This is a genomic window from Asticcacaulis sp. (assembly GCA_024707255.1).
GTDB lineage: Bacteria > Pseudomonadota > Alphaproteobacteria > Caulobacterales > Caulobacteraceae > Asticcacaulis.
This window is the reverse complement of sequence record JANQAC010000001.1, coordinates 745,529-760,102: the sequence shown is the minus strand read 5'-3', so window position 1 is coordinate 760,102 and position 14,574 is coordinate 745,529. Positions and strand designations below refer to the sequence as shown.

The 14,574-nt window shown below is 61.2% G+C and carries 11 protein-coding genes and 1 pseudogene; 9 read left to right on the top strand and 3 right to left on the bottom strand.

All coding sequences use genetic code 11. The annotated features are described in order from the left end of the window. Positions 1–9: 9 nt before the first annotated feature. From def to truA, 3 genes are all read left to right on the top strand, one after another. Entirely contained in the window at positions 10–543 is a 534-nt protein-coding gene (gene def / locus NVV72_03650; GenBank protein MCR6658465.1) for a peptide deformylase, read from the top strand. 177 nt (positions 544–720) lie between these two features. Beyond that, entirely contained in the window at positions 721–1,650 is a 930-nt protein-coding gene (gene fmt, locus NVV72_03645) for a methionyl-tRNA formyltransferase (GenBank protein ID MCR6658464.1), read from the top strand. Then, the gene (truA, locus tag NVV72_03640; GenBank protein ID MCR6658463.1) at positions 1,650–2,432 is read left to right on the top strand and encodes a tRNA pseudouridine(38-40) synthase TruA; all 783 of its coding nucleotides are present in this window, start codon (positions 1,650–1,652) and stop codon (positions 2,430–2,432) included. Before fmt ends, truA begins: the two co-directional genes overlap by 1 nt. On the opposite strand, the gene dapE is transcribed toward truA, so the two are convergent. Next, complete coding sequence (gene dapE / locus NVV72_03635; GenBank protein MCR6658462.1) at positions 2,381–3,541, bottom strand: succinyl-diaminopimelate desuccinylase; 1,161 nt, start codon at positions 3,539–3,541, stop codon at positions 2,381–2,383. The two genes, truA and dapE, sit on opposite strands and share 52 nt — an antisense overlap. A gap of 76 nt (positions 3,542–3,617) precedes the next feature. On the opposite strand from dapE, the gene NVV72_03630 reads away from it, so the two are divergent. After that, a complete protein-coding gene (locus NVV72_03630) occupies positions 3,618–4,892 on the top strand; it encodes an MFS transporter (GenBank protein MCR6658461.1) in 1,275 nt (424 codons plus the stop codon). Here the strand turns inward: NVV72_03630 and NVV72_03625 are convergent, their stop codons facing one another. Then, positions 4,893–6,359, bottom strand: coding sequence for a peptidoglycan DD-metalloendopeptidase family protein (locus NVV72_03625; protein MCR6658460.1), 1,467 nt, complete (start codon positions 6,357–6,359; stop codon positions 4,893–4,895). Between the two features lie 3,389 nt (positions 6,360–9,748). Between NVV72_03625 and NVV72_03620 the strand changes: the two genes are divergently transcribed. Beyond that, the gene (locus NVV72_03620) at positions 9,749–10,456 is read left to right on the top strand and encodes a YdbH domain-containing protein (GenBank protein MCR6658459.1); all 708 of its coding nucleotides are present in this window, start codon (positions 9,749–9,751) and stop codon (positions 10,454–10,456) included. A gap of 24 nt (positions 10,457–10,480) precedes the next feature. Here the strand turns inward: NVV72_03620 and NVV72_03615 are convergent, their stop codons facing one another. Next, the gene (locus tag NVV72_03615; GenBank protein MCR6658458.1) at positions 10,481–11,530 is read right to left on the bottom strand and encodes a potassium channel family protein; all 1,050 of its coding nucleotides are present in this window, start codon (positions 11,528–11,530) and stop codon (positions 10,481–10,483) included. A gap of 149 nt (positions 11,531–11,679) precedes the next feature. On the opposite strand from NVV72_03615, the gene NVV72_03610 reads away from it, so the two are divergent. The 4 genes and pseudogenes from NVV72_03610 to NVV72_03595 all read left to right on the top strand — a co-directional run bounded on the left by NVV72_03610 (position 11,680) and on the right by NVV72_03595 (position 14,538). Then, positions 11,680–11,862 carry a YnbE family lipoprotein gene (locus NVV72_03610; GenBank protein MCR6658457.1) on the top strand — a complete coding sequence of 61 codons (183 nt, stop codon included), beginning with the start codon at positions 11,680–11,682 and terminating at the stop codon, positions 11,860–11,862. 21 nt (positions 11,863–11,883) lie between these two features. Further along, complete coding sequence (locus NVV72_03605; GenBank protein MCR6658456.1) at positions 11,884–12,270, top strand: YdbL family protein; 387 nt, start codon at positions 11,884–11,886, stop codon at positions 12,268–12,270. A 197-nt stretch (positions 12,271–12,467) separates the two neighbouring features. Next, positions 12,468–13,564: pseudogene (locus NVV72_03600) on the top strand (acyltransferase). An 89-nt stretch (positions 13,565–13,653) separates the two neighbouring features. Then, on the top strand, positions 13,654–14,538 hold the full coding sequence (locus NVV72_03595; protein MCR6658455.1) for a CHAP domain-containing protein: 885 nt from the start codon (positions 13,654–13,656) through the stop codon (positions 14,536–14,538). Positions 14,539–14,574: the final 36 nt, after the last annotated feature.

Here is a 14,574-nt window from a genome sequence, read left to right as displayed (position 1 = left end):
ATCACCCTCATGGCTATACGTGAAATCATTACTGTACCGAACCCGCTCCTGAAGCAGGTCTCCAAGCCCGTCGATAAGGTGGATGACGCGCTGCGCGCGCTGATGGATGACATGCTGGAAACCATGTATGACGCGCCCGGCATCGGCCTGGCCGCGATCCAGATCGGTGAGCCGGTCCGTGTCATCGTCATGGACCTGCAGGAAAAGCCGGAAGGCGCGGCGGAGGATGCCGAGCCGGTTAAAAATCCGCGCTATTTCGTCAATCCGGAGATCATCTGGAAGTCGGAAGACACCCTGCCTTATGAAGAGGGCTGCCTGAGTATCCCCGAAATCTATGACGAAGTGCAGCGCCCGGCGCACGTCAAGATTCGCTACCTGAACTATCAGGGCGAGCAGATCGAGGAAGAGGCCAAGGGCCTTTTCGCCGTCTGTATCCAGCATGAGATGGACCATCTCGAAGGCGTTCTGTTTATCGACCACCTGTCCAAGCTGAAGCGCGATCGCGCCGTGACAAAGGTCAAGAAGCTAACCCGCGCCGCCTGATAATTCGCATTGCTGGTCTGCAAAACATCATCCCTTCAATGCGTTTACGCATTGTCTCCACAATGCTAAGGGCGATACGTTGCTCACGTACTTAAGTACGCTGCGCTACGTTTCTCGATAGCTAATATTTTTTCGCCTCAGCACTCCGAATTATCGCTGAGATCATTTGGAGCCATTATGCGCTTAGCTTTTATGGGCACACCCGAATTTGCGGTAAAAGCCCTGGCCGAACTGGTGGCCAGCGGGCATGAGATCGTTTGTGTCTATAGCCAGCCGCCGGCGCCGAAAGGTCGGGGGCAGATGTTTAGCCCTTCGCCGGTTCATGCCTTCGCACAAAGTCTCGGTATCGAGGTCCGTACGCCGAAATCGATGAAGGCGCCCGATGCCATTGCCGAATTCCAGGCCCTCGATATCGATGCCTGCATCGTCGTCGCCTATGGGCAAATCCTTAAAAAGGAAGTGCTCGATCACCCGCCGCTCGGCTGCTTCAATCTCCATGCGTCGCTGCTGCCGCGCTGGCGTGGTGCGGCGCCCATCCAGCGCGCCATCATGGCGGGCGATACCCACACGGGTGTCGAGGTCATGCGCATGAGCGAGGGACTGGACGAAGGCGCGATCATCCTGACCGGCCGTGAGGAAATCACCCCCGATGACACCGCCCAGACACTGCATGACAAGCTGGCGGCGCTGGGCGCTTCGCTCCTGCCGGTGGCCCTGGCGGCCATTGAACGCGGTGGCGCGGTCGGACAGGAACAGGTTGGCGAGCCGACCTATGCCAGGAAGATCACATCCGAAGAGGCACGCATCGACTGGAACCGCCCGGCGCGCGAGCTCGATTTCCATATACGCGGCCTGTCGCCTTTCCCCGGTGCCTGGTGCCTGCTGCGAACGCCGAAAGGCGAGCAGCGCCTGAAAGTGCTGATGTCGCGGCTGACCGACGAAGCCACCGGCGAAACACCTGGCACACGGTTAATAGGCGGCTTGAAAATCGCCACGGGTGACGGCGTGATCGAATTGCTGCGTGTCCAGCGGGAAGGCAAGGCGGCGCAGGATGCGGCTGATTTCCTCAACGGCGCTGCGCTTGAACCCGGCGATATCCTGCTCTGATGCCGCGTTATAAATGTCTCGTTGAATATGATGGCCGACCGTTCAACGGCTTCCAGGCGCAGGGCGACCAGCCCAGCGTACAGACAGCGCTTGAGGAAGCCATCTTCAAATTCAGCGGACAGCGCCTGCGTCTGATAGTGGCCGGTCGCACCGATACCGGCGTCCACGCCACAGGTCAGGTGGTCACTTTCGACCTGGAAAAAGATCTCCCGACCAAGGTGGTGCGCGACGCCATGAATGCCTGGCTGATGCCAAAGCCGGTTTCTGTCCTGGCGGCGGAAAAATGCGACGATGACTTTTCCGCCCGCTTTTCCGCCACCGGCCGGATGTATCTCTATCGCATCCTCAACCGTGAAGCGCCGCCGGCGATCGATCAGGGCCGGGTGTGGCATGTCAAGAAGCCGATCGACGTCGCGGCCATGTCCGAGGCGGCGAAGGCTTTGATCGGTCATCATGATTTCACAACCTTCCGCTTTATCGGCTGTCAGGCCAATTCACCGATGCGCACGCTCGATATTGCGCGGGTAAAGCGGATCGATGAGGAGATCCACTGCGTCTTCGCGGCGCGCTCCTTCCTGCATCGTCAGGTGCGTTCCATGGTCGGCACCTTGGTCGATATCGGTGTCGGCCGCTATCCGGTCAGCTATATGGCGGACGCTTTGAAAGCGGCGGACCGGGCCATCTGCGGTCAGGTGGCCCCGGCGCACGGCCTCTATCTGACCCATGTGACCTACGAAAAAGACCCGAACTTCGAAAAATACGCCTCGATCAAGGCCGAATAGGCATCGGTCAGGGCTTCGAGATCGGCCACCAAAACGCACTCATTGATCTGATGCATGGTCTGGCCGACCAGCCCGAACTCAACCACGGGACACAGGTCGCGGATAAAGCGCGCATCCGAGGTGCCGCCGGTCGTTGAACGGTCGGTTTCCACGCCCAGTTTCGCCTGGATCACATCGGCGATCAGATCGACGAACGGCCCCGCCTCGGTCAGGAAAGCTTCGCCGGAAATAGCCGTCTGCACTTCGATTTTCGCCCCTGATCGCGCGGCATGGTCTGCTGCCAAAGCCTCGAACCAGGCTTTCAGTTCCGCGCCGGTATGGGCCGGATTGAAGCGGATATTGATGCGGGCACGAGCCTCCTGCGGAATGATATTTGAGGTCGCGTTGCCGGTATCGATCGTGGTGATTTCCAGGTTCGACGGCTGAAAATCGGCATAGCCTTCATCCAATACCCGGCCTTTCAGGGTGCTGAGCAGATCGACCAGCACCGGCAGGGGATTCAAGGCACGTTGCGGATAGGCGACATGGCCCTGCTTGCCGCTGACCGTGAAGGTTGCGTTGACCGAACCGCGACGCCCCACCTTGATCATGTCGCCCAGTTGCGCCGAGGACGACGGCTCACCGACAATGCAGTGATCGATGACCTCGCCGCGCGCCTTTAGCCATTGCACTACGCGCACCGTGCCATCGGTGGCCACGCCTTCCTCGTCGCCGGTGATAAGGAAGGACAGTGATCCGTTTTGATCGGCATGGCGCGATATGGCGGCGATCCAGGCGGCGATTCCACCCTTCATATCGACCGCGCCGCGGCCGATCACCGCGCCGTCGTGAATCTCGGCGCCAAAGGGATCATAGCGCCATAGATTACGCGTGCCCACGGGCACCACGTCGGTATGGCCGGCGAAGCAGAGATTGGGCGAGGCCGTACCGCGGCGGGCATAGAGGTTCTCGATCTCACCGAATTTGAGCCGATGACAGGTGAAGCCCAAATCCTCCAGCGTGCGCTGCACTGTATCCATGGCGCCGGCATCGGCGGGGGTAACGGAGGGCCGTGAAATCAGCGCCTGAGTCAGCGCGACAACGTCGAGATTTTTAGATGCATTTGCCATGCCCTTGCTCTAAGACCCTTTGTTGACCGGGGAAGACTCAAATTCGAGTCGTGTCTGCATTTCTGAAGGCTTTACAGTGACTGCGCCTGCCGAACCGCCCGCTATCGACCTGCCGCCACTTGAGGATGACAACCGGCATCCGCTGCAAATTCCCGATTTTCGCGCCTTCTGGACTTCGCGGCTGGCCGGCGTGCTGGGCACTTCGGCGCAGAGCGCAGCCATTGCCTGGCAGGTCTATGAAATCGCCCGGCGCACACAAGGGGTGGCGGAATCGGCGCTCTATGTCGGGCTGATCGGCCTGGCGCAGTTCATCACCCTGTTCGCCTTTACCTTGCCGGCCGGGATCGTCGCTGACCGCCATGATCGCAAGAAGATTGTCGGTGTGGTGCTGTTCGCGCAGTTGCTGCTGTCCCTGGCGTTCTTTGCCTATTCCTTTATCCCGCATCCGCCCTTCTGGGGCCTGTTTGCGCTGAGCGCCGTGCTGGGCGCCTGCCGCGCCTTCAGCGCGCCGGCTAGTTCGGCCATAGGCCCCATGCTGGTGCCGAAACACATCCTGCCCAAGGCGATCGCGGTCAATTCCATGGCTTTCCAGACCGGGCTGATTGTCGGCCCGGCCCTGGGCGGCGTCCTGGTCGGGTTTTCGCCGCGCTTCGCCTATGGCTTTTGCGCCGGTCTTTGCCTGATCGCCGCCCTCCTGATCCTGACCATCAAGACACCGACGGCGCCGGATGCCCCGTCCGGCTCCAAGATGACCATGCTGAAGGAAGGCATGGCCTATATCTGGTCGAACAAGGTGATCCTTGGCGCCATTTCGCTCGATCTGTTCGCCGTCCTGCTCGGCGGGGCAGTGGCCCTGATGCCGATCTATGTCCGGGATATCCTGCACGCCGGGCCGCAGGCGTTCGGTATATTACGCGCTTCGCCGGCGATCGGCGCCATCATCACCTCGTTTATCCTGTCGTGGTCACCGATCCGCCGCCATGCCGGGCCGTGGATGTTCGGCGGGGTGGCCATTTTCGGAATCTCGACCATAGTCTTTGGCCTGTCTGAAATGATCTGGGTGTCGATCGCCGCCATGATCGTGCTGGGGGCGGCCGATATGATCAGCGTCTATGTCCGCGGCACCCTGGTGCAGATCGTCACGCCCAATCATATGCGCGGCCGCGTCGCTTCGGTCTCCTACCTGTTTATCGGCGCGTCGAATGAACTGGGTGAGTTCGAGACCGGCGTGATGGCCCGCCTGATGGGGCCGGTCAATGCGGCGCTGTTCGGTGGCATCGGCTCGCTGATCGTCACCGGAAGCTGGATCAAGCTGTTTCCGGCGCTCTATAAAGCTGACAAACTCGAATAATTACCGCGTGCCGCGTGTCGTGGTGATCGCCGAACGCAGCGAATGACCGCCGCCATTGCGCAGGGGACTTGTTTCTGTCTGAGCCAGGGCCTGGGGCTGGGCCGTATCGGTATTCATATCGAAGCGGAAACCGTTGCTGTCGGTATTGGCCAGCGCGCCGGTGGGGCTGGCCTCGGCCTGGGCGATCATGGTGTCGATCTCATGCTTGCGGGCGCGGAAAGCGACCAGGTCACTGCCGGCCAGGGTGCTCGATTGCGGCACCTTGGCGCCCTTCGGATCGATGGGGTGATGGTTCTGCCAGACCTCGAAATGCAGGTGCGGACCGGTCGAGCGACCGGTGGTTCCGACATAGCCGATCACCTGACCCTGCTTGACGTGCTGGCCGGGGCGCACCGCAATGGCGGACATGTGGCCGTAGCCGGTTTCCCATTCCTTGTTATGCGCGATGCGCACCCAACGGCCATAGCCACCCCACCATTTGGCATCCATCACCACGCCGTCGCCGGCGGCCTGGATCGGCGTGCCGGAAGGGGCGGCGAAATCGATGCCGGTGTGCATCTTCATGAACCCGACGATCGGGTGGAACCGCATTCCGAAGCCCGATGAGGTGCGCGCGCCATAAACCGGCGTCGCCAGCAGGAAGCCTTTGATACTCTTGCCGTTTTCATCGTAATATTCGGTGGAATTCGTGCCCTTGGGGGTAAAGGAATAGAAGCGGTCGACGCCGCCCTTGGCCTGGATTTCAGCATAGAGCAGGTTGCCGGCCTCGACCGTGCGGCCGCTCTCGGTGACCTTGCGGTCGAAGACCAGCTTGAAGGTGTCGCCGGACTGGATATCGCGCTCGAAATCGAGCTTGTGGGCGAACAGCTTGACCACCTGGGCGGTCAGGGTGGGGGTGGCGCCCATGGTGGCAGCCGAGGTGAACAGCGATCCGCTGATCGTGCCGATGGCAACGCGGCGTTCGTCACGCACGGCTTCTTCCAGGGCACGCAGGCGCATCTGGCCGTCGCGCGAGGTGGTGAGCGTCAGTTGCCGGGCGGGGCCGGTGCGGACGGTGAGGCCCAAAAGCTGGGCCGGGCCTGCGCCTTCTGCCGGCTTGGCGATGGCGGCTTCCAGGGTCAGGCCGGCCTTGATATCGGTGATGTTGAACGATTTGGACAGCAGGCTGACGGCGGCCTTGGATTCATCCGGGGCAACGCCTAAACGAATAAGCGCGCCGGCCAGGGTTTCGCCAGACCGTAGCGAGACCGGTACATCGACCGGCTGTTCATAGCCGGGGCGCGCGGCGGCTTCGGCGTAGGCCTGGGTTTCCAGGGCCATGGCGGCAGCCGGATCCATGGGCTGCACCGCGCCGTTCATCGGCTGGACCACCTTCCACAGCAGGGTGCCGACCGTCAGCGCGGTGGCCAATGCGAAGACCATTGGCGTCAGTCTGACAGGTTGGCGGCGGGGGTCGAGTTGGGCCATGGGTACGCGAATTCGTCCTGTTTTAGCGGTAGGCGACGGCTCTGTTTCAGAGGCCGGCGGACTAAAATAGCTTTGCTTAAAACCGACATCCGTCGGTCAAGCGGTAGACAAGACTCGTAAAAGACAGAGAACATGCCTTGAGTCTTAAAACAGTGGAAGGCCCTGCTTACGCCAAAAAAAGGCGAAAATGAGGCGATTTTACCCCGACTGCCGACCCTGTCCGCGCAAGGAATTACCTTGTTATCCTTAAAATCCTGCTTAAAAGATATTAACGAGGTCTTAACGCGTTAACCTTTTGTGACGACGCGATACGCCCTGTGTGGATAACTCTTTCATAAACCTGTAAAAAACAGCACAAATCGATTTTGGCCCGGAAAAGGCGCCGGTAATCGGCGGATATGCCGGAATTTCGGCTAAAACGGGCCCTAGTCTGTAAAAGAAAAGCGTTGATATCCACACTTTTTAAAAAGGTATGGTTCATGATGCGTTACAAATCCCGCCGGCGAATGCCGCAGAACGACAAGACCGATTGATGAGCCAAACCTCCCTGTCTGATGAAGCCCTGTGGTTTCCGGCGCATATGAGCACCGGGGAAAGCTTCTCGCGTCCGACAGGGATCGATGGCGCGCCGCCTGAGGAAGGCCCGGACGATATCGGTCTGCCGGGCCGACGCCCTTCCGGAAAGCGGGGCGGCGGCAATGGCGGCAATTTCCGCGCCGCGAGCTGGTTGTGGATCACGTTGTGCGGCGTCACGGCGCTCGGCATTGTCGGCGTGGCCGGCCGCAAGGTTATTGCCGAGTCAGTGGCCGAAAGCTGGCTGAAAGGGCAGGGCGTCACCGCCCATGTGACGATCGACAAGTTGTCACTCAGCCATGCCTCCGGCAGCGTGCTGATCGGCGATATGAAAAAGCCGGAAATGTCGGTCGGCGGTTTCGATGTCGATTACGCCCTGACGCCTTTCGCCGGCAATGGCCTGCCGCTGGCCCGGATCAAGGCCCTGCGTATCACCCGGCCGGTCGTTGCTATTTCCATCAAAGACGGCAAGCTGAAATTCGGTTCGCTGGACAAGGTCGTGCAGGATGCCCTGTCGGCCAAGCCATCCAATGCGCCGCCGCCGGAAGAAATCGTCGTCACCGATGTCGATATCAGCCTCAACAGCGACTACGGCCTGCTGAAAGGCCATGGGGGCCTAAGCCTGCGCAATGGCCTCCTGACCCTGCTCGACCTGAAACTGCCGGCCACGCACCTGACCGGTACGCTCGGCGCCGGCGACCTGCGCGAAGGCCGCGTGACGGCGCATTCGGTCAATACGGGCAAGAATGGCGACCAGTTGCAGGTCAGGGCGCACCTGGTGGGCGATAACTGGACGGTGAAGGGCGGCGGCAATCTGGTCGAGACCATCGGCGCCGAGGACCAGCGGTTCCATGCGCAAAATGTCGTACTCGATCTCGACAGCCATCTGCCGTATCGCCATTCGAAGTCGATGTATGAGGCGTTCAGCGGCGCCATTGATGCGGCCATTACCCTGACCGGCGATGAGGTGATCAGCGAAGGCACGAGGGCCGATGCCTTCGAGGCCCAGATCGGTTTTGACGGTACGCTCAAGACCACGGAAAAGGGCGTCGCCTATTCCGGCAAGGCCAGGCTGAACGCCAGCACAGACCGTCTGCAATCAGGTGAAATCCAGGCGGAAAGCCTGCGCATTGCAGGCGATGACCTGACGCTCAATACCGGCTTTTCCAGCGAAACCGGCCTGGCTTTCAATCTCAATGGCCCGATGACCGGCGAGGCGGGCCGCTTCAAACAGGGGAATCTGTCGGCCCAGACGGCGCGCCTGAACCTGACAGACCTCAGCCTGGCCTCCGATGATGACGGCGCCAAGGCGACCTTTACCGGCGGCATGACCGTGGGCCACCTGTCTCAGGGCACCGATCTGTCGCTCGACCAGACGACACTGGCGCTGAATGGCGGTGCCGAAGCGGGCGCCGATCAGGGTCCGTGGGATGTGACGATCCAGAGCGATATCCGCTCCGATCGCGGGCGTTACAGCGGCCTGGCTGCAATGGCGAAGGATCGCGCCGCCGCCCGTGCCGAAGCGGCCGGCAAACCGCCGATTCCGGGCGCGCCCGATCCCCTGCCGGCGGACGCCATCATCACGCTCGACCAGGCGTTCCAGCGTTTCGCCCTGCGTATCAAGGGGCTGAGCCTCAACCTGCACGGCGATGCCGATACCCCGGCGCAGATGGCGCTGCGCGTTCAGGGCGCTGACGCAATGCTCAATGGCGGCGGCAAGGCGACCCTGGCGCCGCATGGCTCCAGGCCCTTGATTGCCAGCGGCCAATCTGGCGCGGCCGGCATAGCGCTGACCGGCGACGGCCTGCCACAGGTGGCGCTGGGGCTGGATGGCCTGGCGCTGGATGACAAGGGCATCCTCTCCGGCGGCTATACCCTGGCGGCGCAGTTCGATTTTGACCCGCTGCAGGGCGCCAAGGTCGATGGTCATGGCCGCTTCAATACCCTGCCCGGCGGCGGTTTCAACGTCACCCTGGCGGATCAGGCCAGTTTCACCGCCACGTCGGCGCAGATCGGCGACAACCTGACCGACCTGTCGGGCATCATCGCCCAGACCGGGAAGTCGTTCCTCGTCTATACGCCGCAGGGCTGGCGTGTCACCGGCGCCTACCGCGATCTCGCCCTGACCGCGCCCAATGTCATCGTCAAACTGGTTGGCGGGCAGGGCGATTTCCAGGCTTACAGCCTGGGCGATGGCCTGGGATACAAGGCGACGCTAGCCGGCGCCACCCTGACAGATGGGGTGCCGGCCGACCAGACGCGTTTCAATCCGCTGTTGATCGACGGCGCGATCGAACAGGACCGCAAGGCCACGACCGGCCGCTTCTTCGCCTCTACCCCCTCGACCAAGGGAAGCGATGGCAAACCCCTGCGCATCGCCGCGATCAATCTCGACAGCGATGTGGCTTCCGGCGCCGGCAGCCTGTCTTTCAAAACGCTCGACCTCAATTTCGTCCCGACCGGCCTGCAGCCGGTCTATCTGTCGCCGATGGTGGCGGCCGTTTTCAGCCGTGACGTTACCGGCCCCATGAGCTTCGAGGGCGCGTTCAACTGGACGAAGACCACCAGTTCGAGCGGCGGCGTGCTCAATATCGGCGTCGGCGATTTTGTCGCGGCCACGGAAAAGGCCCCCTATGGCGTCGGCATGAGCTTCTTCGGCGCCACCGGCCCGTCGCAGGGGCTGACCGGGCAGATCGTCTTCGATTCCCTGTCGCCTCTGCATACCGCTCCGGGCCGGGCCATCCGCCTGGCGCAAACCAAGCTCGGCGTGCCGCTGACCGATCTCGATGTCCGCTTCCAGATCCTCGGGCGATCACATGGCGCTGGAGCAGGCCACGGTGGAAAGCCCCGGCGGTCCGGTCCGGCTGGAGCCGACCGATATCTGGTTCGACGCCAAAAAACCGATCACCGGTGTGCTGGCCTTCGACGGGCTCGATTTCGGCAAGGTCGTCGCGGCGTCCGACCTGAATACCAGCATGAGCTTTAAGGGTAACCTCAGCGGCCATCTGCCCTTTACCTACACTGAGGGGCATATTGCCTTCGCCAACGGCACCATGACCTCGGATGCGCCGGGCCAGATTTCGATCTACCGCACCGCGGTGACCGGCGTGAATACGGCCACCGGCTCGGTGACGACCGACGCGCCGCCGGCCACCGCCGCCATCGCCAGCCAGAACGCCGAAGCCGCCGCGGCGGCCGATCCCAATTTCAATCCGTTCCAGGACCTGGCCTTCCAGGCGATGGAACACGTCGCCTATGATCAGATCGATGCCCGTCTCAACTCGATCGACGGTGGCATCCTCAATATCAATTTCCACATCAAGGGCTATTACGATCCGCCGCAGAAGCAGAAGGCAAAGATCAGCCTGATGGACTATATCAGCGGCAAATGGATGCAGAAGCCGATCAAGCTGCCCTCGAAAACGCCGGTCGAGCTATATCTCGAAGTGCCGGTCAATCTCGATGAGGTGCTGACCGATCTGGCGGCCTTCTATTCCAACACGGCCCAGAAACCCCAGCAATAGCGTTCCGGTCGACTCACCGGAACGCTATTGCGCCTGAACCGATGACGGAGGGGCGTCCGTCCGGACAATCTCGACGATGATATCGCCGGCCTTCAGGCTCTGGGCCGCGTGGTCCCAGTAGCCGTGGATGTGGCTGCCGCGCGAAATGCGCAGGCCCATGCCGGTGGTGATGCCGCTCAGGGGCTTGCCGATTTCCCGGGCCGTCACCTCGCGTTCGCGCATGACCACCTGACCATCGGCCGAGGCCAGGTCGGCGATGCATTCGGCGACATGCCGGCCTTCGGAAGCGCGGGCCAGCAGGTGGCCGCCCATGCTGACGGGATTGATGATGTTGTCGGCGCCGGCCTGGCGGATCAGGTCTTCGTTTTCGGTGGCGCGCACCGTGGCGCTGATCGGCACGGTCGCGTTCATCTGGCGGGCGCTGAGCACGATCAGGACGGTGGAATCGTCGCGGTGCGTGGCCACCATCACGGCGCGGGCGGTCTTTATGCAGGCGGCGTCCTGGGTGGCGTTATAGGTGGCGTCGCCCTCTATGCCGGTCACGCCGCATTCGATGGCCTGGGCGATGCGCGCGGCATTGCTGTCGACCACCACTATGCTCTGCGGCTTCACGCCCTGGCGCAACAGTTCGCCGACCGCCGCCTCGCCGGTTGAGCCATAGCCGTAGACGATGATGTGATGTTTCAGGCCCTTGCGGATCATGCGCGTCCGGATCTGCTCCCAGGTGCTTTTCAGGGCCAGAGTATAGGCTGTGCCGAAGAAGATTATCCAGATAAAAAGCCGTACCGGCGTGACGACGAAGGTGTCGAACATGCGGGCACGGTCGGTGACCGGCGTGATATCGCCATAGCCGACCGTGGTGACGGTGATGGCGGTGAAATAGACGACATCGCTGAACGAGACCACGCCGTCGGTATTGTCATGCAGGCCCTTGCGGTCGAGCCAGTGACCGGTAAGGGCGATGCCGAGCAGGACCAGAACCAGTACGCCGCGCAGCCACAGGGATTGCCAGACATTCAGGCGGGGTTTCTGTCGGGCGGTGATCGGCGCGGTCGTCGCGTCGTTTTTCAGCATCTGTGATCTTCCGTGGCCCCTTGTCCTGTGTGTGGCAAAAGGGTGTAAAATGTCTAGTCAAAATATCCGTTTCGTTCAGCCACGGTTCAGCCTATATCTGGCTATATGGGTATAACGGTATTTACAGCTCGGAATTGAGGGAGCCATTTATGAAGAAAGCGATAGCGGCGATAGCTTTGGGGGCAGGTGGCATCATGCTCATCGCCTGCACGCCCTCGGTGAATGTCAATGTCAACCTGGCACCTATCTATGCCAAGCTTGATGTCAATGTGAAGGTCCAGCTTGACCAGGACGTGAAGGCCCTGATCCAGCAGAACCCTGATCTGTTCTAAGGTTAGAAAGTGAGCACTCTCATGAAAAAGACCTCTTTATTTAAAGCCGCTGTAGCGGCCCTCGCCATGGCGTCTTCCGTTGTTGCGGTCAGCGCCGTTATCTCCACCCCGGCCGCCGCCGATGTCGCTGCCTCGAAGGCGCTGGTCGATGCCGCCAAGGCCAAGGGCACGGTCGGTGAACGCAATAACGGCTATCTCGGCTTCGTGTCGGGTTCCGGCGATGCCGCCACCAAGGCCGCCGTCGATGAAATCAATGCCGGCCGCAAGAGCGTCTACGGCCAGGCGGCGGCGAAAAACGGCGTCTCGCCGGAAGCCGCCGGCATTTCGGCCTATGCCAATGTCATCGTGCCGAAGCTGAAGGCTGGCGAATATTACCAGGACGCCAGCGGCAACTGGGTGAAGAAGTAGCATCATCGCCTGATGAGATGAAAAGCCCTCCCGCGCAGAGGGCTTTTTTTATGCGCGCCATTTACCAAATCTGTAATATTATTCGGCACACTTCGTGCATGGACCCAGCCGTTCGCCTGTTTGGGCGTTATTTTTAAGGACAACATTGTTCTTTTGGGCCGTTCTTTTCGGAGAGTGGCAGCGGGAAGGCCGGAGACATGAACGATCATCTCAAACCCCTGACGAGCCTGCGGTTTTTCGCCGCCTTCTGGGTGGTGATGTATACCTATATCCACGAGCTGAGCGGTAATATCGGCTTAGGGGTAATCGAAAAGGGCTATCTCGGGGTCGATCTGTTTTTCGTGCTGTCCGGTTTCATCCTCTCCTATGTCTATCTGAACGGGTTCGGTGAGGGCCGTTTCAAATACGGACAGTTCGTCATTCACCGTCTGGCGCGGGTTTATCCGCTGCATATCGCCACCCTGCTGTTTACCCTGCTTTTGATCGCCGCCGCCGCTATCAAGGGCGTTACGCTCGATGAAAACGCCGCCAACTGGGCGGCCCTGCCGGCGCACCTGACCCTGACACAGGCCTGGGGACTGGCGCCGACGGCCTCGTTCAACCATCCCTCCTGGTCGATCTCGGCCGAATGGTTCGCCTATCTCGGCTTCCCGGCGGTGGCATACCTGGCGTGGCGCCTGCGCGAGCGCCCGATTCTGGCCGTATCGCTGGCGATTCTTTCCTGGTCGCCGTCAACCTGATCTTCTCACGCCTAGCCGGCTTCAACCTGACAAACGCCACCTTCCAGTGGGGCGCCCTGCGTATCGTCCCGAGCTTCCTCTATGGCAGCGCGCTTTACCTGGCCTGGCGTTCCGGCGCGGTCGCCAAACCGGGCGTGGCGCTGATCGGCGCCGGCATCGCCCTGCTGACTGTGGTGTTTTCAACCTCCTTAGGCCAGTCGGACATCCTGACGGTCGTGGCCCTGGGCCTGCTGGTCCTGTCGATTTCGGGACTGGCCCAGGATGAAAAGGGCCTCCTCTCCGGCAAGACCCTGGTCTATCTCGGCGAGATTTCCTTTGCCACCTACATGATCTATGTGCCGTGGAAGTGGGTATATCTTAAGGCCATCAATGCGTTGCTGGGCACAGATCACGCGCCGCTGCCCTTCCTGTGGTGGTTTGCCGGCCTGCTGGCTCTGGTGCCGCTGTCGATGCTGGCGCACCATCTGATCGAGCGCCCGTTCCGCAAGATCGTGCGTCATTATGGCGAACGTCTTCACGGCGCGATCACGCATTCGTGGGTTAAGGAAGGTTAATTTTTGCGCCGAATGGGCGAAAAAGTATTTGAAAATTAATTTTTCTGATGTAGCAAAGACACAGGACGAATAGTTAATGAGTGTGTTGCGTGCAGAAAAAGACCCTTTCGGCGATTGCTTTTGCCCTTCTTGCCCTTTGTGCCGCCGGCTCTGCCGATGCCCGCACGAAAGCCCATAAAGCCAGCAAAGCCAGCGCTGTAAAGGTTGCCGCTCAGAAGACGCCCGCCGGTTCCGCCTACCTGCAATGCGTGACCTTCGCCCGTCAGTTTACCGGAATGCAGATCTTCGGCGATGCCTGGACCTGGTGGGAAAAAGCCACCGGCCGCTATGAGGAGGGTAACACGCCCAAGCCCGGCGCCGTTCTCGTCTTCCGCTCGCAAGGCCGCATGAAGCTCGGCCATGTCGCCGTCGTTTCGCAGATCATCACCGACCGCTATATCCAGGTCACCCACGCCAACTGGTCGCCGATCAATGGCCGCCGCGGCCAGGTGGAAGACAATGTCAATGTCATGGACGTGTCGGAGGCCGGTGACTGGTCGAAGGTCAAGGTGTGGTATGGCCCGTCGAATGACCTCGGCACCACGGTCTATACGACCTACGGCTTTATCTACCAGGATCCGGCGCAGGTCCGCATGGGCGAACACGTCACCACGATTGCGCAACCGGAAGCCGCCCCCTCGACTGCCCGTCCGTACCAACAGATCGCTTCAGCCAATACGGATGACATGCCGGCCGATCTGAAGGCCGCGCTCAGCCCTGCCGGCAGCAAGATGACCGCCAAGCCGGTGACCGTCGCCGCCCATGTCAGCGGCAAGCCCGCCGCCGAACTGGTGGCGCAGATCGATTCGGATAAGGCCGCTGCCGGCCATGCCGCCGCCAAAAAGGCAATCAAGCCGGAACCCAAGTCGGCGAAGGCGAAATCAAAGGCCCAGACGCCCAAGGCCACGGCCCGCAAGCACACCCACAAGAAGTAGGCTTTACGCCTTAGCCCTTTGCGGTTAATTATGCCG